General features: G+C 68.0%; 18 protein-coding genes. 8 read left to right on the forward strand and 10 right to left on the reverse strand.

The genetic code is table 11. The features are described 5' to 3' along the window. The first annotated feature begins 83 nt into the window (after positions 1-83). Positions 84-983: a drug/metabolite exporter YedA gene (gene yedA / locus ARC78_RS04825; RefSeq protein WP_057505841.1), complete on the forward strand. Its 900-nt coding sequence runs from the start codon at positions 84-86 to the stop codon at positions 981-983. Continuing rightward, positions 980-1,882, forward strand: coding sequence for an EamA family transporter RarD (rarD, locus tag ARC78_RS04830; protein WP_057505842.1), 903 nt, complete (start codon positions 980-982; stop codon positions 1,880-1,882). The genes yedA and rarD overlap by 4 nt, the downstream gene beginning before the upstream one ends. Positions 1,883-1,961: 79 nt before the next feature. Here the strand turns inward: rarD and ARC78_RS04835 are convergent, their stop codons facing one another. From ARC78_RS04835 to ARC78_RS04855, 5 genes are all read right to left on the reverse strand, one after another. Beyond that, positions 1,962-4,817, reverse strand: coding sequence for a TonB-dependent receptor domain-containing protein (locus ARC78_RS04835; RefSeq protein ID WP_057505843.1), 2,856 nt, complete (start codon positions 4,815-4,817; stop codon positions 1,962-1,964). A gap of 245 nt (positions 4,818-5,062) precedes the next feature. Then, positions 5,063-6,370, reverse strand: coding sequence for an ABC transporter permease (locus tag ARC78_RS04840; RefSeq protein WP_096144903.1), 1,308 nt, complete (start codon positions 6,368-6,370; stop codon positions 5,063-5,065). A gap of 10 nt (positions 6,371-6,380) precedes the next feature. Beyond that, a complete protein-coding gene (locus ARC78_RS04845; RefSeq protein WP_054660219.1) occupies positions 6,381-7,541 on the reverse strand; it encodes an ABC transporter permease in 1,161 nt (386 codons plus the stop codon). 83 nt (positions 7,542-7,624) lie between these two features. Next, positions 7,625-8,311, reverse strand: coding sequence for an ABC transporter ATP-binding protein (locus ARC78_RS04850; protein ID WP_054660221.1), 687 nt, complete (start codon positions 8,309-8,311; stop codon positions 7,625-7,627). 189 nt (positions 8,312-8,500) lie between these two features. Further along, positions 8,501-9,742, reverse strand: coding sequence for an efflux RND transporter periplasmic adaptor subunit (locus tag ARC78_RS04855; RefSeq protein ID WP_057505845.1), 1,242 nt, complete (start codon positions 9,740-9,742; stop codon positions 8,501-8,503). 203 nt (positions 9,743-9,945) lie between these two features. On the opposite strand from ARC78_RS04855, the gene ARC78_RS04860 reads away from it, so the two are divergent. Genes ARC78_RS04860 through ARC78_RS04875 form a run of 4 tightly spaced genes read left to right on the forward strand, consistent with a single transcriptional unit; the run spans position 9,946 to position 13,486 of the window. Beyond that, positions 9,946-10,851: an ABC transporter ATP-binding protein gene (locus tag ARC78_RS04860; RefSeq protein ID WP_057505846.1), complete on the forward strand. Its 906-nt coding sequence runs from the start codon at positions 9,946-9,948 to the stop codon at positions 10,849-10,851. After that, complete coding sequence (locus ARC78_RS04865) at positions 10,851-11,645, forward strand: ABC transporter permease (protein ID WP_054659768.1); 795 nt, start codon at positions 10,851-10,853, stop codon at positions 11,643-11,645. Before ARC78_RS04860 ends, ARC78_RS04865 begins: the two co-directional genes overlap by 1 nt. 39 nt (positions 11,646-11,684) lie before the next feature. Next, entirely contained in the window at positions 11,685-12,887 is a 1,203-nt protein-coding gene (locus tag ARC78_RS04870) for a sensor histidine kinase (RefSeq protein ID WP_054659766.1), read from the forward strand. Then, positions 12,884-13,486, forward strand: coding sequence for a response regulator transcription factor (locus ARC78_RS04875; RefSeq protein WP_057505847.1), 603 nt, complete (start codon positions 12,884-12,886; stop codon positions 13,484-13,486). The genes ARC78_RS04870 and ARC78_RS04875 overlap by 4 nt, the downstream gene beginning before the upstream one ends. 3 nt (positions 13,487-13,489) lie before the next feature. Here the strand turns inward: ARC78_RS04875 and ARC78_RS04880 are convergent, their stop codons facing one another. Then, positions 13,490-14,038 (reverse strand): cytochrome b, encoded by a 549-nt coding sequence (locus ARC78_RS04880; protein ID WP_054659764.1) that lies wholly within the window; start codon positions 14,036-14,038, stop codon positions 13,490-13,492. Between the two features lie 11 nt (positions 14,039-14,049). Then, positions 14,050-15,144 carry a catalase family peroxidase gene (locus ARC78_RS04885; RefSeq protein ID WP_057505848.1) on the reverse strand — a complete coding sequence of 365 codons (1,095 nt, stop codon included), beginning with the start codon at positions 15,142-15,144 and terminating at the stop codon, positions 14,050-14,052. A gap of 150 nt (positions 15,145-15,294) precedes the next feature. Here ARC78_RS04885 and ARC78_RS04890 point away from each other — a divergent pair, with 150 nt between their 5' ends. Beyond that, entirely contained in the window at positions 15,295-15,810 is a 516-nt protein-coding gene (locus tag ARC78_RS04890; protein WP_054660978.1) for an RNA polymerase sigma factor, read from the forward strand. Beyond that, positions 15,807-16,553, forward strand: coding sequence for an anti-sigma factor family protein (locus ARC78_RS04895; protein ID WP_057505849.1), 747 nt, complete (start codon positions 15,807-15,809; stop codon positions 16,551-16,553). The genes ARC78_RS04890 and ARC78_RS04895 overlap by 4 nt, the downstream gene beginning before the upstream one ends. A gap of 34 nt (positions 16,554-16,587) precedes the next feature. Here ARC78_RS04895 and ARC78_RS04900 read toward each other — a convergent pair whose 3' ends face one another. From ARC78_RS04900 to ARC78_RS04910, 3 genes are read right to left on the reverse strand one after another with little or no spacing between them, the layout of a single operon-like run. After that, positions 16,588-17,958 carry a leucyl aminopeptidase family protein gene (locus tag ARC78_RS04900; protein ID WP_057505850.1) on the reverse strand — a complete coding sequence of 457 codons (1,371 nt, stop codon included), beginning with the start codon at positions 17,956-17,958 and terminating at the stop codon, positions 16,588-16,590. A gap of 36 nt (positions 17,959-17,994) precedes the next feature. Beyond that, complete coding sequence (locus ARC78_RS04905; RefSeq protein ID WP_057505851.1) at positions 17,995-18,705, reverse strand: HAD family hydrolase; 711 nt, start codon at positions 18,703-18,705, stop codon at positions 17,995-17,997. 43 nt (positions 18,706-18,748) lie between these two features. Beyond that, on the reverse strand, positions 18,749-19,843 hold the full coding sequence (locus tag ARC78_RS04910; RefSeq protein WP_057505852.1) for an AI-2E family transporter: 1,095 nt from the start codon (positions 19,841-19,843) through the stop codon (positions 18,749-18,751). Between the last annotated feature and the right edge of the window lie 19 nt (positions 19,844-19,862).

Raw genomic sequence — 19,862 nt, forward strand, 5'->3', positions numbered from 1 at the left:
ATTGCAACCCGGCGTTGCGGCAGCGGTAGCAGTGGGGGGCCGGTGGTGGCCTAAAATGGCGCGGTCCCCCGCCGGTTCTGCCCATGTCCGCTCCCGTTTCCGCACGGCCCGCCCCGCGCGGTGGTCTTGTCGTCCTCGCCCTGCTGCTGGTGTACGTGGTCTGGGGCTCGACCTATCTGGGCATCCATCTGGCCCTGGAAAGCGGCCTGCCGCCGTTGTCGGTGATCTCCGGCGCGCGCTTCGTGGTGGCTGGCAGCGTGCTCTATGCGTTGCTGCGCTGGCGCGGTGTGGCCGCCCCGACCAGGGCGCAATGGGCGACGCTGGCGGTGATGGGTGTGTGCCTGCTGTTCCTGGGCAACGGCATGGTGGTGATGGCCGAACGCGAAGTGTCCTCGGGCCTGGCGGCGGTGGCGGTGGCCTCGGTGCCGCTGTGGATGGCACTGTTTTCCACCTTGCGCGGGGAGAAGGCCACCGGCGGTGAATGGCTGGGCATCGCGATTGGTTTTGCCGGGGTGCTGTGGCTCAACGCCGGCAGCAGCCTGACCGCCACCCCGGACGGACTGGTGTTCCTGCTGATCGCACCGCTGGGCTGGGCCGCCGGGTCGATCTGGTCGCGCGGACGCGACCTGCCATCGCCATTCATGACCGCCGCCGGGCAGATGCTGTGCGGCGGCGTGATCCTGGTGGCCGGCGGCCTGCTGCGCGGCGAGCGGATCGACGCGCTGCCCACGCTGCAGGGCGTGCTGTCGGTGGGCTACCTGACCGTGTTCGGTTCGATCATCGCCTTCACCGCCTATGTGTGGCTGCTGCACAACGTGCGCCCGGTGCTGGCCAGCAGCTATGCCTACGTCAATCCGGTGATCGCCGTGGCGCTGGGCGCGTGGATCGCGCATGAGCGTTTCAGCAGCGCCGATATCGGTGCGATGGCGGTGATCCTGGCCGGCGTCGTGGTCATCACCCTGGCCCGGATCCGCCGCGCATGAACACCACCGGCGACCACCGCAACGGCCTGCTCGCTGTCACCCTGGCGTTTGTGATCTGGGGCCTGTTCCCGCTGTACTGGCATCTGCTTAAGGACGTGCCCTCGTTCCAGATCATCGCCCACCGCATTGTCTGGAGCGCGGTGCTGCTGGTGGGCGGTCTGGGTCTGGTGCGTGGCTGGGGCTGGTTGCGGGAGGTCTGGGCCACGCCACGGCGGTTCTGGCTGCTGGGCCTGTCGAGCCTGCTGATCGGTGCCAACTGGAGTCTGTACATCTGGGCGGTAAACGCCGGCCACGTGGTGGAAACCAGCCTGGGCTATTTCATCAACCCGCTGCTGAGCGTGGTGCTGGGCGTAGTGGTGCTGGGCGAGCGGCTGGGCAAGCTGCAGTGGCTGGCGGTGGCGCTGGCCGCGCTGGGCGTGGCCTGGCTGACCTGGCAAAGCGGGCGGCCACCGTGGATCGCGATTGGTTTGTCGATCACCTTCGGCCTGTACGGGTTGATCCGCAAGCTGGTGGCGGTCGAGGCGGTGGCCGGGCTGGGTGTGGAGAGCCTGTTCATGGTGCTGCCGGCGCTGGTTTGCGTGCTCTGGGCCGAGAGCGGCCACGGCGGCGGCTTCCTCTCCGGCTGGGGCTGGGGCAACGATGCGCTGCTGGTGCTGGCCGGCGCGGTCAGTGCGATCCCGCTGATCGCCTTCGCCTATGGCGTGCGTCGGGTCCCGCTGTCGGTGGTCGGGCTGCTGCAGTACATCGCCCCCACCCTGCAGTTCCTGGTCGGCGTGCTGGTGTTCCGTGAGGCGTTCGAGCACCGCCAGCTGGTCGGTTTCGGTCTGATCTGGGCGGGGCTGGCGGTGTTCGCGCTCGCCGGACTGCGGGCCGCGACCAGGGCACGTTCGCGGGCGTGAGGTATCGCGGCCTGCGCCACCGCTGAAACGGAAACGGCGCCCCGCAGGGCGCCGCTCCGTCAACTCACAGCGCGGTGGATCAGAAGCGCTGCTGGTACTTCATGTAGATGAAACGGCCGATGTCGAAGCCACCGTAGTAGGTGAAGCTGCTGTTCGGACCGCTGTACATGATCGGGCCTGCGTGCTCGAACACGTTGTTCACGCCCAGCGACACGGTGCCGTCCCACGGCAGCGCATAACGGACCTGCAGGTCGTGGAAGGTGTTGGAACCGACCTGCTTGCTCGGCTGCATGTCCGTGTACGGCGACTGGAAGTCGGGCAGGTTGCACTCCGGGCCACCGTCCAGATCGTAGGAGCACTTCTCCTTCATGCTGGAGTAGTAGCGGGTGGTCCAGCTCACGCCCAGATCACCGTACTGCCAGTCGGCGGTCAGGTTCGAACGCACGCGGAAGTTGCCGCCCCAACCGGTGTACTGGTCGACCGGGGTGGTGGCTTCGTTGTCGCTCTTGCGCGCCAGGTAGTCCACATAGGTGGTGTTCCAGCGCAGCGAGACCTGGCCGATCGCCAGTTCCGGCAGGCGGTAGCGGATGCCCACGTCGTAGCCGGCGGTTTCCTGGTAACCGGCGTTGTTCAACGAACGGTTCATGCCGCTGACCTGGCCCTTGTTGGTGCCCGAGGTGTAGCGGGTGAAGCGGTCGCAGGCCGAGGTGATGCCCTGCACGTAGCACTGGTTGAGGATGTCGGTGGCCGACTCGCCAACGATCACGTTGTCGATGCGGATCTTCCACCAGTCCAGGCTCAGGTCCAGGCCGGAGACGAAGTCCGGGCTGTAGACCAGGCCCACGGTCCAGGTCTTGGCGGTTTCCGGCTTCAGCTCCGGGTTGGAGCCGGAGGTGAAGTCGGTCACGGCCTGTACGCCGGAGGTGGTGGCCAGTTCGCCGTCACCGGTCTTCTGGCGGAAGTCGTTGCCCAGGCCGGCCGCGGTGCAGCGGGCGGCGACCTCGGCATTGCGCGCGGCGGCGCCGAAGGCGCGGTCGCACGGATCGGTGATGCGGTCACGGGTGGTCACGGTGCCGCCGTACAGGTCGTCCACGGTCGGCGCACGGAAGCCGGTGCCGTAGGTGGCGCGTACCAGCAGCTCGTCGACCGGCTTCCACTTCAGGCCGAACTTGCCGTTGGTGGTGCCACCGAAGTTGTTGTAGTCCGAATAGCGACCGGCCACGTCCATCGACAGCTCGCGCACGAACGGCAGATCCGCCAGCAGCGGGACCTGCAGCTCCAGGTAGACCTCGTCCAGCGTGTAGTCGCCGGCGGTCGGCTTGCCGCTGGTGCCGGCGATCTGGCCGTTCTGCACCATCAGGTCCGGGGTGTAGCTGGCTTCCTCGCTGCGGTGTTCCACGCCCATCGCCGCCATCACGTCACCGGCCGGCAGCGAGAACAGCGAACCGGAGATATTGGCGCTGAACACCTTGGTGGTGCTGCGGATATCGTCGACGAAGCTCTTGAACAGGTAGTCGCGCACGGCCGGGTCGCCACTGAGCGAACCGGGGCTGTTGCTGCCCATCGGCGCCAGCGGGTTCCACGGCACGCAGCCTTCGATCACGTTGCCGACGCTGCCGCAGCGGGCCACGCCATTGGCATCGATGAAGGAGGCGCCGACCGCGTTGTTGACGTTCGGCTGGTACATGCTCTGCAGCGTGCGGCGCTCGCCCTCGTTGCGGTTGAACATGTAGCCCACGTTCCAGTCCCAGAAGTGCGAACCGGTCTCGAAGCTGCCTTCCAGGCCCACGCTGGCACGCTTGGTGGTCAGGCTGTTGTTGGTCGCACGCGGGAACTCCTCGGTGCGGTGCGAAAACAGCACATCCTTGCCCCAGAGATTGAACGCGCTGTCCTTGGACAGGGCCGCACGCGCGCCGCTGTTGGCCTGCGCCTGGGACACCGAGTACGGGTAGCCGGCCAGCTGCTTGACCGACTCGCGCTCGCTGTACAGCACGTCGGCGACCACGCGCAGGTCGTCGGTGATCTGGAAGCCGCCGTTGGCGAAGGCCGACTTGCGTTCCAGCGCCGAGAGCAGCGTCATGTTGGTCTTGGTGTTGGCGTAGGTGGCGCGGTCGACCGGCTTGAAGTTCTCCTTCTTCGACGGATCGCCACCCGGACCGACGCTGAGCACCTTGCCATCGACGGTGACCGAGCCCCATGCCGTGGTGCCGTTCAGACCATCGGTGGGGTGGTAGGGGCCATTGGGATAGGCGGTGAACTCGCGCGCGCCGCCCAGCACCGGATCTTCCTGGGTGCTCTCGGCGCCGACGCTGAACCAGCCGCGGTCATAGGTCTTGCCGAACGTCGCGCTGTAGGCGCGCTTCTGGCCATCACCTTCACCGTACTGGCCGACGTAGGCGCTGGCGGTGCCGCCATCGAAGTTCTTGCGGGTGATGACGTTGACCACGCCGGCGATGGCGTCCGAACCGTACAGCGCCGAGGCGCCGTCGGTCAGCACTTCCACGCGTTCAACAATGGCCGAGGGAATCGAGCCGACGTCGGAGTAGCCGCCGGCGCTGACCCCCATGCGGCGACCGTCGATCAGCACCAGGCTGCGCTCGGGACCGAGGTTGCGCAGGCTGACGAACATGCCGCCGTAGTCGCGACCGGAGGACAGCGCCGAGGCGCGGCTCAGCGCCGGCGCGCCGGCGGCGGTGACGTCCTGCAGGATATCGGCGACGTTGACGTAGCCCTTCTTCTCGATTTCGGCGCGGGTCAGGGCGATGACCGGCTGGGCGGTCTCGACATTGGCCTGGCGGATACGCGAACCGGTGATCTCGATGCGGTCCAGGGTGACCGGGGCGTCGGTGGCATCCTGCGCGAACGCAACGGGGGTGCAGCTGCTGGCCAATGCGAGGGCAATGGCGGTATGCAGCGGTTTTGACTTCAGATACATCGCTTTCAGACTTCCTTTCTAACTACGAAAAAAAGCGCCCGCGAGGGGCGCCATGACAGATGCATCACCGTTGGGGGAGGGACGCAGCATCCGCTCACACAGATGCGCTGCCCGCCAGGACTTAGGCGGGCGCGCATCATGGACCAAACGGATAGATGCGTGAAGGGAGGGTTTCCGCCATGGCGCTGTCAACGCGCCGGCCGAAGCGCGGGCAACGACCGTTCCCGCGTCGCCGCCCGCAGCCCTCAGGTCTCGCGCAGGGCGGTGGTGATAGGCAGGCGCGCCGCGCGCAGCGCCGGGAACAGGCCACCGACCAGACCGATCCCCAGCGCCCATTTCAGCCCGCTCCACAGCAGCGGCGGTGAGACCTTGAACTGGAACACCACCTGGCTGAAGTTGTTGCCCAGCGTGGAGACAGTGAAGTTGTTGAACGCCAGCCACGCCACCGCCCCGCCCAGCAGGCCGCCAAGCAGCGCCAGCAGCATGGTTTCCAGCATCACCGCGGTGACCACCGGCACGCCGCGGAAGCCGATGGCGCGCAGCGTGGCGATCTCCCGCGCCCGTGTGGCCACCGCGGCATACATGGTGTTGAGCGCGCCAAATACCGCGCCCACCGCCATGATCGCGCCGATCACCGTACCCAGCACCTTGAGCAGTCCGTTGAGGCTTCCGCCCTGCTTGCGGTAGTAGTCGGCGGTGGTCTCCACATCCAGCTTCAGGCGCGGATCGGCCTCCACCGCGGCCTTGAAGGTCGCAAAGCCCTGCCTGCCCTCGGTACGCACCGTGATCGACTGCCAGGCGCTGCGGTTGTAGGTGGCGGCCAGGGTCTGCGCATCGGTCCACAGCTCGGACTCGTGTGCATCGCCGGATTCGAAGATGCCCACCACCGTCCAGGTCTGGTTGCCGAGGTTGAGCGTCCGGCCCACTTCCAGGTCGCGGAACTGCTTCTGCGCGCCGCGACCGGCCACGATCTCGCGCAGGCCGGCACCGAACTGGCGCCCTTCGACGATGCGTACCTTGTCGTGCACCGCCCAGGCCTGTTCGCCGACACCGCGGAACTGCGCGTTGACGTCGGTACCGTCGCTGCGCGAGATGACGTTGACCACCTGCGACAGCTCCGGCGATACCAGCGGGCGGCCGTTGTCGCCGCGCGCGACACCGGGCAGGGTTTCCAGCAGAGGCACCTGCTCGCGGGTGATGACCGAGTTGGTTTCGGCCTGCGAGCCGCCGCGCAGCACGATGGCGGTGGTGTCATTGCCAGTGGCTTGCAGTGTGGCCTGGAAGCCCTGGCCCATCGCCAGCATCGCCACCAGCACGCCGACCACGCCGGCAATGCCGATGACGATCACCGAGGAGGCGCCCCAGCGCTGCGGCAGGCTGGCCAGGCCGATCCGGGTGGCAGCCAGGGCCAGCCGGCCGCTGCGGGTGAGCAGCAGCCACCCTGCGAGCACGATCGCCACGCCGGCCACGCCCACCCACGGTAGCGCGATCCAGATGCCCAGGCCGATGGCCAGCAGGACGATGACCAGCGCATTTGCAAGAAATTTCCTCATCTCGTTCTCCTCAGCGCCCGGCCAGTGCATCGACGATCTTCAGGCGCTTGGCGCGCAACGCCGGCAACACGCCCACCACCAGCCCGATCAGCACGATCAGCAGCGCACCCATCGCCCAGGTCTGTCCCGGCACCACCGGCGGCAGCAGGCCCATGGTCTTGGGCGCCATGGCCGGCAGCGCCAGCGCCGCCAGTCCCAGACCGGTAGCGCCGCCGAGGCCGACCAGCAGCACCGACTCCACCATCACCAGCATCAACACGGTGCCGTCCTTGAAGCCGAGCGTCTTGAGCACCGCCAGCTCCGGAACGCGCTCGCGCACCGCTTGCGCCATGGTGTTGCCGGTGAGCAGCAGCAGGGTGAAGAACACCGCACCCATGATCGAGGTGACGATCATGCCGATGTCGGCGAACTGCTTGATGAAAGCCTGCTGGAACGCCGACTCGGTCTGGCTCTTGGTCTCATGGTCGGAGTTGGCCGAGAGCGCATCGATGGCCTGCGCCACCCGCGAGGCGTGGTCGGGGTTGTCCAGCCGCACCGTGTACCAGCTGACCTGGTTTTTGATGTAGTCGTTGGATTCGTCGAAGTACTTCCAGTTCATCATCAGCTGGCGTTCTTCGTTGGCCGCGGTGGCGGTGTTCCTGGATTTGAATATGCCGACCAGCTGCAACGGCCAGTCGTTGCTGCCGCCGCGCGGAAAGATCGTGGCCTGCAGCGGAATGGTGTCGCCGATCTTCCAGCCGAACTGCTTGGCCAGGGAGTCTCCGACGATGGCGCCGGTGCGGGTGGTGCGGAACGCTTCGACCTGGTCCTTGGGGATGTCGAATTCGGTCATCAGGTCGAAGTAGTTCGGTGCCACCGAGAAGTTGGGGAAGAAGTTCCTCTGGTCCTGGTAGATGCCGCCGAACCACATCGCATAGGTGACATCGTCGACGCCTTCCACCTGGCGGATCTGCGATTCCAGCCGGATCGGCAATGATTGGGTGATGGACAGGCGCGAGGCGACCACCAGCCGGTTGGCACCGGCCACGCTGCTGCCGCCGCTGGCGAAGGCCACGCGCACCGAATCGAGCATGCCGAACAGCAGGAACGCGGTGACGATGGACAGCAGCGTGAACAGGGTGCGCGTACGGCTGCGGAACAGCTGCGCCCAGATCAGGGAGAAGTACTTCATGGCGTACCTGCCTGTGCGCCACCGTGCGGGCGGCTGCGCCGTAACGAAGACCGTTGGTGTTGTTTTTTCATGACCGGGCTCCTTCAGTGCACCGGGGCGTCGACCAGCTCGCCCTTGTCCAGATGCACGGTGTGGGTGGCGTACTCGGCGGCCTTGGGGTCATGGGTGACCATGATGATGGTCTTGCCATGTTCGCGGTTGAGCAGCTGCAGCAGCCCCAGCACTTCCTCCGCGCTCTGGCGGTCGAGGTCGCCGGTGGGCTCGTCGCAGATCAGGAAGGTCGGGTCGGAGACGATGGCGCGGGCGATGGCCACGCGCTGCTGCTGGCCACCGGACAGTTCATTGGGGCGATGATCGCGGCGATCGGCCAGGCCGACCAGGGTCAGCGCGATCTGCGCGCGGCGCTTGCGTTCGCTGGCGTTGAGGCCGGTCAGCAGCAACGGCAATTCCACGTTCTTCTGCGCGGTGAGCATGGGCATCAGGTTGTAGAACTGGAACACGAAGCCGACGTGGTGGCTGCGCCAGGTGGAGAGCTGGCCGCCGCTGAGCTGGTCGATACGCTGGTCTTCGATGTTGATCTCGCCGCCGCTGGGCGCATCCAGCCCGCCGATCAGGTTGAGCAGCGTGGTCTTGCCCGAACCGGACGGACCCATCAGCGCGACGAAGTCGCCCAGGGCGATATCCAGATCGATGCCCTGCAGCACCTGCACTTTCTCCGGGCCGCGCTGATAGGTCTTGGTGATGTTGCGCAAGGAAACGAGTGGGCTCATGGGTAGACCTCAGCAGTGACGGAAGGAATGTGGGCCTGCCACCTGGCAGGTGCAGGGCACGGCGGCGTGGAACGACGGCAAGGGCCGCCCCGCGCTGGAGCGCACAGGCGGTTCACACAAAACCTGCAACACAATCAGCGCGTGATTCCCGGCACCGCAGTGGATACGCCCGGCCAGCGGGCAGGGCGCTTACTTGTCAGCGTCCGCCAGCGCCACCTTGTCGCCATCCTTCAAGGCATCCGGCGGATCGAGCACCACCGTCTGCCCCACGCCCAGACCCGACAGCACCTGCTTGTCCTTGCCCAGCGTGGCGCCGGTCTGCACGGCCTGCGCCCGCACGGTGTTGTCGGCCTGCAGCACGAATGCCGTCGGTTTGCCGTCACGCTGCACGATGGCCGCGCCCGGTACCCGTACCCCCTTGGGGGCCGCGGTTCCAGCCGGCGCGGCCTTCTCCAGGAAGCTCACCCGCACGCCCATTTCCGGCACCACACGCGGGTCTTTCACCTTCAACGCTACGCGGACCTTCACCGTGGCCTTGCCGCGGTCGGCGGTGGGGATGATCGCGATCACCTCGCCGGGGATCTTCCAGTCCGGATAGGCGTTGAGCACGATCTCCACCGGCATCTTCGGCTGCACGCGGCCGATGAAGGCCTCGCCCACTTCCACTTCCACTTCCAGCGAATCCATATCGACGATGGTGCCGATGCCGGTGCGGGTGAAGCCGCCGCCGGCCGACAACGGCGAGACGATTTCGCCGGGCTGTGCGGCCTTGGCGGTGACCACGCCGGAGAACGGCGCGCGCACGATGTTGTTGTCCACGCCCAGGTCGGCGATGGCCAGCGCGTCGCGCGCCACCTCGGCGTTGTGGCGGGCGGTGGCCAACTGCGCACGCAGGCTGTCGCGGGCCGCCACGGCTTGGTCGTACTGCGAGCGTGACACCAGCTGCTGGCCGACCAGGGAGTGCAGGCGCATGGCCTCGGCCTCGCTCTGGCGCAGCTGTGCCTGCAGGCCGCCAATCTGGCTGCGTGCGGCTGACAGCTGTGCGGCACTGAGGCTGCGCTGCGCATTGGCATCGATCGGATCCAGCGTGGCCATCACCTGGCCTTCTTCCACGCGCATGCCTTCTTCGATCATCACCTCACGCACCTTGCCGGTGATCTTGGCCGAGACGGTGGCCATGCGCCGTGCCACCACGTAGCCGCTGGCATCGAGCACCGAGGCGGTGCCGCTGCCGTTCTGCGCCATGGCAAGCACCGGCGCGGTGTCCACCGTCAGTGCCGGCTTGCGCCCCAGCCACATGCCCGCGGCCAGGGCCAGCAGCAGCGCCAGACCCGCCACCACCCACCACCAGCGCCGTGATGGCGAGGGGCCGCGCGGCGGCGCGGAGCGGTCGATGCGGAGTTCCTTCAGCAGTTCAGCAGATGCATTCATGTGGGAGAAGACGGCGCGTGACGGGGAATGTGACGGAAGGTACCCCAAACCGGTGCGACGGGAAGGTCAGGGCTGGAGCCAAGCATAGGCAGCCGGCAGCGGCGGCACAGGTGACGGGTGTCACCTGCTTTGCCTGATCGCAGTGACTGCCGCCACGGTCGTGTCGCGCCTACCTTGTCGTCATTCCCCCGGAGATGATCGTTATGGAGCACGGCAAGGAAGTGCTGGCCAGCCTGCGTGGTGTGTACAAACGCTACGGTGCGTTGGCGGCGCTGGATGGCGTGGACCTGGACCTGCATGCGGGCCAGGTGCTGGCGCTGCTCGGGCCCAACGGCGCCGGCAAGAGCACCACCATCGGCCTGCTGCTGGGCCTGCTGCGCGCCGATGCCGGGCAGGTGCGCTTGTTCGGTGACGATCCGCAGCAACTGTCGGCACGGCGCAACATCGGGGTGATGCTGCAGGAAGCGCAGCTGCCGGAAACCCTGACCGTGGCGGAACTGCTGCGGCTGTCGGCCAGTTACTACCCGATGCCGCGTGCCGTGGACGAATGTGCGGCGCTGGTCGGTATCGAGGACCTGCTGCAACGTCGCTACGGAAGACTTTCCGGAGGCCAGCAGCGACGGGTGCAGTTCGCCGTCGCCATCTGTGGCCGGCCGCGCCTGCTGTTTCTGGATGAGCCCACCGTCGGCCTCGACCTGCCCGCGCGGCAGCGGCTGTGGGCCACGGTGCGCACCCTGGTGGGCGAGGGAACGGCGGTGGTGCTGACCACCCACTATCTGGAAGAGGCAGAGCAACTGGCCGACCGCATCTGCGTGATGCTGCGCGGCCAGGTGGTCAGCGACGGCAGCGTCGCGGCTCTGCGTGCCCGCGTGCTGGTCCGCGCGGTGCGCTGCCAGTCGCAGTTGGATGTCGCGCAGGTCGGACGCTGGCCGGGTGTGCGCCAGGCACAGCGCGAGGGCGACCGCCTGCATCTGGCCTGCGACCAGGTGGAGGCGGTGGTGCGGCGCCTGCTCGCTGCCGATCCGGACCTGTCCGCGCTGGAGGTCAAACCGGCCGGACTGGAAGAGGCGTTTTACGATCTCACCCACCCCCACGCACAGGCGGCCTGATGAACACCTCCCCGTTGATCCAAGCCGGTACGCGTACCGTGCCGGCCATGTCCGGCCGGCGCCTGCTCGGTGCCTATCTGCAGGAGGCGCGCGCCGAATGCCTGCGCTACCTGCGCAGCCCCGGCTTCGTGCTGCCCTCGCTGCTGTTCCCCGCCATCTTCTACCTGATGTTCGTGGTGGTGCTGGGGTTGGGGCATTCCGCTGACGGGCCGCGCTTCCTGCTGGGCACCTATTCCACCTTCGGGGTGATGGCGCCCGGCCTGTTCTGCTTTGGCGTATCGCTGGCGCTGGAGCGCGGCAACGGCCTGCTCAGGCTCAAACGTGCGCTGCCGATGCCACCGGCCGCCTACCTCATCGGCAAGATGGTGATGGCGATGTTGATGGCGCTGATGATCGGGGTGCTGTTGCAGGTGCTGGCGGTGCTGGTCGCGGGCGTGGCGTTGTCGGCATCCCAGGTGCTGCGCCTGACCGTGACCTGTGTGCTGGGCGCGTTGCCGTTCTGCGCGTTGGGTCTGTTGATTGGCACGCGGGTGAAGGGCGATGCCGCGCCGGCGCTGGTGAACCTGCTGTACCTGCCGATGGCCTTGCTGTCGGGGCTGTGGTTCCCGCTGTCGATGCTGCCGCCGTTGCTGCGCACGCTGGCGCCGATCTGGCCCAGTCATCACCTGAACCTGATCGCCCAGTCCTCGCTCGGCTTCGATACGGGCAGCACCTGGCCGCATGTGGCATGGCTGGCGGTGTTCACTGTCGCGGTGACGCTGCTGGCGGCGTGGCGCCTGCGCCGTCATGGCTGATGGCATCATGGCCCGCACTGCAACCGGAGCCGTCCGCTGATGTCCCGTCTTCTCCCCGCCTGGCTTGCGCCGGCCCCGGATTCGGTGGTGGCCGACAACCTCAGGCTCGGCAAGTGGCCGTGGATCGACGCGGTCCATCTGTTCTGGACGGTGTGGGTGTTCATCACGCCGATGTTCGGCGGCGGTTACACCGTGCGCTGGGCGCTGATCACCCTGTGGTCGTATCCGTTGTTCCTGCTGCTGTATGCGCTGACCTTGCTGTCATCCCGACGCATCGCGCCGCTGTTCGCGCTGGCGATGATCGTGTTGTCGCTGGCCTTGCTGCGGGGGTATCCCTCGGGCATCAACTACTTCATTTTCGGCTGCGTGATGCTGCGGACGAACCGCGCCATCGGCACCGGTCGCTACCTCATCGAAGTGCTGCTGTTGAACGTGGTGTTCGTGGCGCTGGCCTCGTGGATCGGCTACCCGTGGCAGACCGTTGCCTGGGTGCCGGTGCTGGCGGTCATCATCGGCATCATCGTCAACGTGGAGCGCGCCAGCAGCGAGAAGGACGCCGCGCTGCGGCTCTCGCATGAAGAGGTGCGCCGCCTGGCCGCCACGGCCGAGCGCGAGCGCATCGGTCGGGATCTGCATGACCTGCTCGGCCATACCCTGTCATTGATCACGTTGAAAATGGAGCTGTCGCGCAAGCTGTTCGAGCGTGACCCGCAGCGATCGCAGCGCGAGCTGGCCGAGGCCGAGCAGATCGCCCGGGATGCGCTGGCGCAGGTACGCAGCGCGGTCACCGGATTCCGCGCCGCCGATCTGGCCGCCGAACTGGCCTCGGCGCATCTGCTGCTGGAGTCCTCGCATGTGCATCTGCGCTATTCGCCGCCACCGCCGATGCCGGCCTGGATCGAGGCGGGGCTGTCGATGATCCTGCGCGAAGCGGCCACCAATATCGCCCGGCATGCCCAGGCCAATGCGGCGCAGATCGCCATCCACAGCGAGGCCGGGGCGGTGTGGATGGAGGTCGTCGATGATGGCCGAGGCGGTGTGGCGGCCAATGGCAACGGCCTGGCCGGCATGCGTGAGCGGGTACTGGCGCTGGGGGGCGAGCTGCGGATCGATTCGCCCAAGGGGCAGGGAACACGGCTGAAGGTGCACATTCCCGTCACCGCCACGACGCCGTCGTTGCCGCTGGCAGATGCTGCACCGTTGCCGCCTGACGCAGCCGCGGCCGGGGAGGTCCGCGCATGATCCGCATCCTGCTGGCCGAGGACCAGGCGATGGTGCGCGGCGCGTTGTCGGCGCTGCTCAACCTGGAGACGGATATCGAAGTGATTGGCACCGCGGCCGATGGCGAGATCGCCTGGCGGGAGCTGCAGCGGCTCACGCCCGATGTACTGGTGACCGATATCGAGATGCCGGGACTGACCGGGCTGGAACTGGCCCAGCGCGTGCAGCGCCACGGGCTGCCGGTGAAGGTGGTGATCGTCACCACCTTCGCCCGCAGTGGCTTCCTGCGCCGCGCGCTGGATGCCGGCGTGCAGGGCTATCTGCTCAAGGATGCTCCGGCCGAGAAGCTGGCCGAGGCCCTGCGCCAGGTGCAGCGCGGTGGCCGCGCGATCGATCCGCAGCTCGCGGTCGAAGCGTGGTCCGAAGCCGATCCGCTCAACGACCGCGAGCGCCAGGTGTTGCGACTGGCCGGCGAAGGCCGCTCGGCCAACGAGATCGCCGAACAGCTCGGCCTGTCGCACGGCACGGTGCGCAACTACCTGTCCGAATGCATCGGCAAGCTCGGCGTGGCCAACCGCATCGAGGCGTATCGCCTCGCGCGGCAGAAAGGCTGGCTGTAGCCGTTACGGACGCTCGCGGCGTGGGCCGCGGGCCATCGCCGGGAACACGCCGTCGCGGCGCACCCAGGCGTGGTACAGCGCCGCCGACAGGTGCACCAGCACCGTGGCGAACAGCAGGTAGGCCAGGAGCCCGTGCGCTGCCCGCAACGGCGCATACAACCCGGGCGAGTGCGGCACGATCGCCGGCAGATGCACGCTGCCGAACATCACGACCGGATAGCCGCCGGCCGACAGCATCGCCCAGCCGATCAGCGGCATCGCCAGCATCAGCGCATACAGCACCCAGTGCGATGCCACCGCGGCGAACTTCTGGAGGGCAGGCAGATCGGCTGGCAGCGGCGGCGCGCGGTGGCTCAGACGGTTGCCCAGACGTACCAGTGCCAGCAGCAGGATGGCGATCCCGAGCGGGCGATGCAGGTCGATCAGCACCGGCCGCAAGGTCAGCGAGGCGACCATGATCACGCCGACAAACAGCATCGTCAGGATCAGCACCGCCATGCTCCAGTGCAGCAGGCGGGCGAGCAGGTTGAAGTGCGAAGGATCAGGTTTCATGGGTGAGCCGCTCATCGGGTTACTCCCTGGCCGGTGGCTTGGATGGCTTTGCCGCTGGCGATTTCGCGTTCGCGCCGGTCGAATGATTTGGCATACACCGCCGAGCGCGCCGCCAGGATCGGATCATCGGACGCTTCCACGCCGGTGGGCAGGATCAGGGGGTCGAAGTTCAGATCGCGGCAGGCGCCGTCGGCCTGCGGCTGCCACTGCAGCAGTGTCAGCGTGCCCACGGTCACCTGCTGGCGGTTTTCGGGCCAGGGTTGGGAGGGATCGTCGATCGCATCACCGGGCTCGGGCAGGCTCACCTGCATGTCCCAGCGCACCGGGCCGGCGGCCAGGCGCTGGCCCAGTTCCTCGGCCAGATAGTCCAGCGGAGCCTGCGCGCGCTGGGCTTTGTCCATTTCCACAAACGGCGCCTGGGGCCGCATCGACCAGCGCACCGGCTGGGTGTCGCCGGCGGCATTGATGAAGCGGAAGCTGTGGATGCCGTTGTAGGCGGTGTTGGCCCAGCTGCTGGACCACGGTGCCGACTTGGCCCAGGCCTGGAATCGCCGCGCCTGCGGGTACTTGTCCAGGAAGACGGCCATCTTGGCCGGGTCGGGCTTGCCGGTGGCCGGATCCGGGATCTGGGCGCGGGTCTGCTCCAGAAACGCCGCCGCCGAGGGCACGGCGAAGAACGGGAAGCTGTTCATCGCCATCCGCCACTCCTGGCCGTCGTCGCTGCGCAGTTGCAGCGCCATGCTGCGCACGCGGGCCGCGGCATCGGCGCCATGCGGATCGCCGCCGCCGATCGACATCCGCCCCAGCACCGGCACCGCCGTCTGCGAGAACACCCGGGCTTTGGACAACGCAGCGCCCTCGGCCGTGCCCTGGAAGGTGCCCGTCACACAGATGCCCTTGCTGTGGGCCCGGCGGAAACCGGGATGCCGCGCGCCGGTGGCCTCGATCGTGTTGATGAACGTGGACGCAGTCAGGCGCTGGCTGCTGCCGATCCAGCCGGCCGACCAGGCAAAGGCGACCGCGCCGAGCCCGGCGATGCCCGCGATACCGGCCAGCGGCAGCCAGCGGTGCCGGCGCTTCACAGGGGGGGGAGAGTCGGCAGTCATGGGCGTTTCCTTGGTGTGTTGACAGGTAGGACGTGCGGGCGCGCTGTCTATTCCATCGGACTGCGAAAAATATTCCGGAAAGGTTTTGCCCGGTCCGGGAATAATCCTCCGACCTTAGCGTCATACCTGTAACTCTGCCGCCTGACTGTGATGGATACCTTCGACGACGAACGCCTGCGCGCGCTGTTGCCCCGCCTGCGCCGGTTTGCCCGCTCACTGGCGGCCGATCCGGCCAGTGCGGACGATCTGGTGCAGGCCACGCTCGAGCGCGCACTGCGACGCTGGCATACCCGGCGCGAGGACGATGCGCTGCAGGCCTGGCTGTTCTCCATCCTCTATCGCCAGTTCATGGACGAACGCCGGCGCGCGGCGCGCTGGCAGCGGGTGGTGGCCTTGTTCGCACCGCAGCAGGCCGGCACCTCGCCATCGGCAGAGCGCGTACACGATGGACGTGCGCAGCTGGCCGCCTTCGCCCGGCTGCCGGTCGAACAGCGGGCGTTGCTGATGCTGGTCAGTGTTGAAGGCTTCAGCTATCGCGAAGCGGCCGAGGCGCTGGGCATTCCGATCGGCACGGTGATGTCACGGCTGTCGCGGGCGCGCGACCGGCTGCGCGCGCTGGATGAAGGCACCGCCGATACCACTCCGGCACTGCGGGTACTGAAATGAACACACTGCCTCCCGACGACGAAGCACTGCACGCCTACGTGGATGGGCGCCTGGACGCCGACCGTGTCCGCACCCTGGAGCACTGGCTGCAAAACCACCCGGAGCAGGCCGCGCGCATCGCCGGCTGGAAACGCGATGCCGCCTCGCTGCGCGCGACCTGGGCCGGTCTGGAGCCATTGCCGGCCGATACCCCCCTGGCACCGCCGCAGATCCGCCGCCAGCTGCAGCGGCAACGACGCGCGCGGTTGGGGCTGGTCGCCAGTTGTGTGCTCGCCCTCGGTCTTGGCACCACGCTGGGCTGGCAGGCGCGCGAGCTGCGCATGGCCGGTGAGCGCCTGCCGATGGCCGATGCCGTCGCTGCCTACCGTCTGTTTGCCGGCACGGATGTGCCGCTGGAGTCCGGGGCCGGTCGTGACAGTCCGCTGCAGGGCTGGCTGCAGGCCAACTTCGGCGCTGCCGGCGCGGCGCCGGACCTGCAGTCGCAGGGGTTCCAGCTGCAGGGCGGACGCATGCTGTCCACCCCGGAAGGCGCGGCGGCCATGCTGGTCTACCAGGATGCCGACGGGGCCCGCATCGGCCTGTATCTGCGGCCGCGCAGCGACCGCTTCAGCCAGGGCGAGCGCCGCGATGGGCGCCTGCTGGCGCAGTACTGGGCCGAGGGAAATACCGCCTTCGCGCTGGTCGGGCCGGCCACCCAGGCACGGATGCGCCAGTTGCGACCGTTGTTGCACACCGCGGGCTGACGCCCGTCAGGACATCAGCCCGCAGCGGTGATGCTCAGCGGCCGTAACGGGTCTTGAGCATCGCCCAGGCCGAGCGCAGCGCCAGCGCTTCGCCCCCGGCCGGACGGCCCGCGCGCTCGCTGTCGTTCCACGCGTACACGTCCAGATGCGCCCAGGTCTGGCCGGCTTCGATGAAGCGTTCCAGATACAGCGCAGCGGTGACCGAGCCGGCCATGCGCGAACCGGCATTGGCCATGTCGGCGATACCGCTGTTGAGGTAGCGCAGGTACGGGCGCCACAACGGCATGCGCCAGACCGGATCGCGGGTGGCGTCGCCGGCATCGAGCCACTGCTGGGCCAGGGTGTCGTCGTTGGCGAACAGCGCCGGCAGGTCCGGGCCGAGCGCGATCCGCGCCGCGCCGGTGAGCGTGGCGAAATCGATGATCGCCTCGGGCTGCTGCTCGCTGGCATAGGCCAGCGCATCGCACAGCACCAGCCGGCCCTCGGCATCGGTGTTGTCGATTTCCACGGTGATGCCCTTGCGGGTGGTGATGACCTCGCCGGGACGGAACGCGTCCGGGCCGACCGCGTTCTCCACCGCGGCGACCAGCAGGGTCAGCCGCACCGGCAGTTCCTGCGCCATCACCAGCCCGGCCAGCGCCAGCGCGTGGGCGGCGCCGCCCATGTCCTTTTTCATGTTGCGCATGCCATCGGCCGGCTTCAGGTCCAGGCCGCCGGTGTCGAAACACACGCCCTTGCCGACCAGCGCCAGATGCGGCGCATCGGCCTTGCCCCAGCGCAGTGCGATCAGCCGCGGTGCACGGTGCGAGGCGCGGCCGACCGCATGGATGGTCGGGAAGTTCTGTTCCAGCAGTTCATCGCCGGCGATCACTTCCAGTTCGCCGCCATGGGCGTTCACCAGCGCACGTGCGGCATCTTCCAGCTGCTGCGGGCCCATGTCCTCGGTGGGCGTATTGACCCAGTCGCGCACGCGCAGGCAGGCGGTGATGACATCGGCCACTTCGCTGGACGGGGAGGCCAGCAGTTGCGCCGGTGCGCGTGCCGGCTTGCGGTAGCGGGCGAAGCGGTAGCTGCCCAGGCCCCAGCCCAGCTGCAGGTTGCTGGCGCTGGCCACATCAAGTTCGCCGGCCACCTTCCAGACACTGCCGGCCGGCAGCGCGAACGGGGCGTGCGCATAGCTGTAGGCGTCGGCGCGATCACCCACGCCCAGCACCGCACCGGCCAGGCCGTCGGTGCCGGGCAGCAGCGCGACCGAGCCGGGCGCGGCGTTGAACTGCTGGCTCTTCAGCCAGGCCTGCAGGGCGGCCGGCTGCTGCGCGTTCCACGCGGCAAAACCGTTGTGGTCGAGCACGTACAGGGGGAGCGCGCGGGAAGAATCCGTGGTGAAACCATTGAGCGTGGACATGCAATACCTCTACTGCGTCTGGTGGCGGCCGCCGGTTCAGGCCAGGTGGCTGGATGCGTTGGCATCGAGCCAGTCGGCCAGTCCGGTCAGGGTGTCGAACTGCAGATCGGGCTGCAGCTCCGGATGGGTCCATGTATGTGCGTCGCGATTGATCCAGCAACCGCGCAGGCCCGCGCGGATGGCGCCGGCCACGTCCATCTCGGCGTGATCGCCGACGTGCAGCACCTGTGCCGGCGCCACGCCGAGGCGCTCGCAGGCGGCATGGAAGATGCCCGGGTCCGGCTTGGCCGCGCCGAACTCGCGCGAACCCAGCTGGAAGGCGAACAGCTCGCCGATGCCGATGCGCTGCAGATCGGCGTTGCCATTGCTGACCGCCGCCACCGGCACGCGCGTGGCGATACGGTGCAGCGCGGCCAGTGCATCGGGATAGAACTCGACCTGGTTGCGCGCGGCGTAGAAGGCCTCGTAGGCCGGCTCCAGCAGCGCCGGGTTGGCGCCGCTGTTGTCCAGCGCTTCGGCCAGTGTCAGCCGCCGCAACGCGCTCAGGTCATGGTGCAGATGGGGGTTGTCGACGAAGGTGCGTTCGCGCAGTTCGCGCATCGCTTCCACCGGGTACAGGGTGGCCGTCGCCGGGCTGTGCTCGCGCATCCAGTCGTGCAGCACCTGGTCGATCCGCGCGCCGATGGGCGCGAACGGCCAGAGGGTGTCGTCCAGATCGAGGGTGATGGCTAGGACAGGGAAGTTCACCGCGTCATTTTACGTCAAGCCATCGGCGCAGGCTTGCGATGCACTATTCCAGCAGCCTGGCCCAGCCCTGCATGCCGTCCAGCCGGGTCAGCACCAGTTTCACGCAGACCAGCAGCGGCACCGCCAGCAACAGCCCGACCATCCCCCACAGCCAGCCGAACAGCATCAACGCCAGGATCAGCATCAGCGGCGAGATCGCCATGCTGCGGCCGAGCACCACCGGCGTCACCAGCTGGCCCTCCAGCGTGTGCAGGGCCAGGTAGCACAGCGCCGGCAGGAACGCGGTGAGTGGATCGCGGAACTGCACAAAGCCCATCAGCAGCATCAACGCGATGCCGAGCAGCGGCCCCACGTAGGGCGCGAAATTCAGCAGTGCCGCCACCGTGCCCCACAGCAGCGCTTCGGGCAGCGCGATGCCCAGCAGCATCAGCGCGCCGGCCAGGGCCAGCCCCAGCACCACGTTGATCACGCTGATGGTCAGCACGTAGCGCGAGATCTCGCGCTCGATCGAGCGCAGGATGTCGGCGGTGAAACGCTTCTGTTGGCGGGTGGGCAGCAGCGCCAGCACATGCCGTTGCAGGCTGTCGCCATAGATCATGAAAAACAGCGTCAGCAGCACCACCGCCAGCGCCGAGGCTGCCAGCTTGGGAGTGCGCACCAGCGCCTTGTAGGGGTCATCGAGCTGGGTACGGATCACCTGCACCTTGCGGCTGCCCTCGCCGGCGGCGGCGCGGGCAAAGCTCTCGGCCGCCTGGTTGGCCTGTTGCACCGGTTTGACCAGCGCCTGCACCTGGCGCGAGATCTGCCGCATCTGCTGCGGCGCCTCTTGCACCCAGTCGCTGGCCGGCCCGGCCAGCTGCACCGCCAGCGCGCCACTGCCGGTCAGCCCGCCCAGCAACACCAGCACGGCGCCCAGAAACCGCGGGATATGCAGCCTCTGCAGCCCGCGGATGATCGGGTTGCCCACCAGTGCGAAGAACATCGCCAGCAGCACCGGCAGGATCACGCTCTGCGCGGCCCACAGCGTGTAGCCGACGGCCAGGGTGGCCAGCACCACCAGCGCCGTCGGCGAACGCGGACGTGGCGCGGGGGCCGGCGGGTCCTCAGGAGCGGCAACTTCGGGCAACGACTCGGACATGCGGACGATGCTCAGAAAG

The organism is Stenotrophomonas pictorum JCM 9942, assembly GCF_001431585.1.
Taxonomy (GTDB): Bacteria; Pseudomonadota; Gammaproteobacteria; order Xanthomonadales; family Xanthomonadaceae; genus Stenotrophomonas; species Stenotrophomonas pictorum.

Bases quoted from the DNA above. Each gene is read 5' to 3' on its own strand.
- ARC78_RS04860 (WP_057505846.1), top strand. From the start codon at position 9,946: ATGGAGCACGGCAAGGAAGTGCTGGCCAGCCTGCGTGGTGTGTACAAA.
- ARC78_RS04910 (WP_057505852.1), bottom strand. From the start codon at position 19,843: ATGTCCGAGTCGTTGCCCGAAGTTGCCGCTCCTGAGGACCCGCCGGCC.
- ARC78_RS04870 (WP_054659766.1), top strand. From the start codon at position 11,685: ATGTCCCGTCTTCTCCCCGCCTGGCTTGCGCCGGCCCCGGATTCGGTG.
- yedA (WP_057505841.1), top strand. From the start codon at position 84: ATGTCCGCTCCCGTTTCCGCACGGCCCGCCCCGCGCGGTGGTCTTGTC.
- ARC78_RS04865 (WP_054659768.1), top strand. From the start codon at position 10,851: ATGAACACCTCCCCGTTGATCCAAGCCGGTACGCGTACCGTGCCGGCC.
- ARC78_RS04875 (WP_057505847.1), top strand. From the start codon at position 12,884: ATGATCCGCATCCTGCTGGCCGAGGACCAGGCGATGGTGCGCGGCGCG.
- ARC78_RS04855 (WP_057505845.1), bottom strand. From the start codon at position 9,742: ATGAATGCATCTGCTGAACTGCTGAAGGAACTCCGCATCGACCGCTCC.
- ARC78_RS04885 (WP_057505848.1), bottom strand. From the start codon at position 15,144: ATGACTGCCGACTCTCCCCCCCCTGTGAAGCGCCGGCACCGCTGGCTG.
- ARC78_RS04850 (WP_054660221.1), bottom strand. From the start codon at position 8,311: ATGAGCCCACTCGTTTCCTTGCGCAACATCACCAAGACCTATCAGCGC.
- ARC78_RS04900 (WP_057505850.1), bottom strand. From the start codon at position 17,958: ATGTCCACGCTCAATGGTTTCACCACGGATTCTTCCCGCGCGCTCCCC.
- ARC78_RS04895 (WP_057505849.1), top strand. From the start codon at position 15,807: ATGAACACACTGCCTCCCGACGACGAAGCACTGCACGCCTACGTGGAT.
- ARC78_RS04840 (WP_096144903.1), bottom strand. From the start codon at position 6,370: ATGAGGAAATTTCTTGCAAATGCGCTGGTCATCGTCCTGCTGGCCATC.
- ARC78_RS04890 (WP_054660978.1), top strand. From the start codon at position 15,295: ATGGATACCTTCGACGACGAACGCCTGCGCGCGCTGTTGCCCCGCCTG.
- ARC78_RS04880 (WP_054659764.1), bottom strand. From the start codon at position 14,038: ATGAAACCTGATCCTTCGCACTTCAACCTGCTCGCCCGCCTGCTGCAC.
- ARC78_RS04835 (WP_057505843.1), bottom strand. From the start codon at position 4,817: ATGTATCTGAAGTCAAAACCGCTGCATACCGCCATTGCCCTCGCATTG.
- ARC78_RS04845 (WP_054660219.1), bottom strand. From the start codon at position 7,541: ATGAAGTACTTCTCCCTGATCTGGGCGCAGCTGTTCCGCAGCCGTACG.
- rarD (WP_057505842.1), top strand. From the start codon at position 980: ATGAACACCACCGGCGACCACCGCAACGGCCTGCTCGCTGTCACCCTG.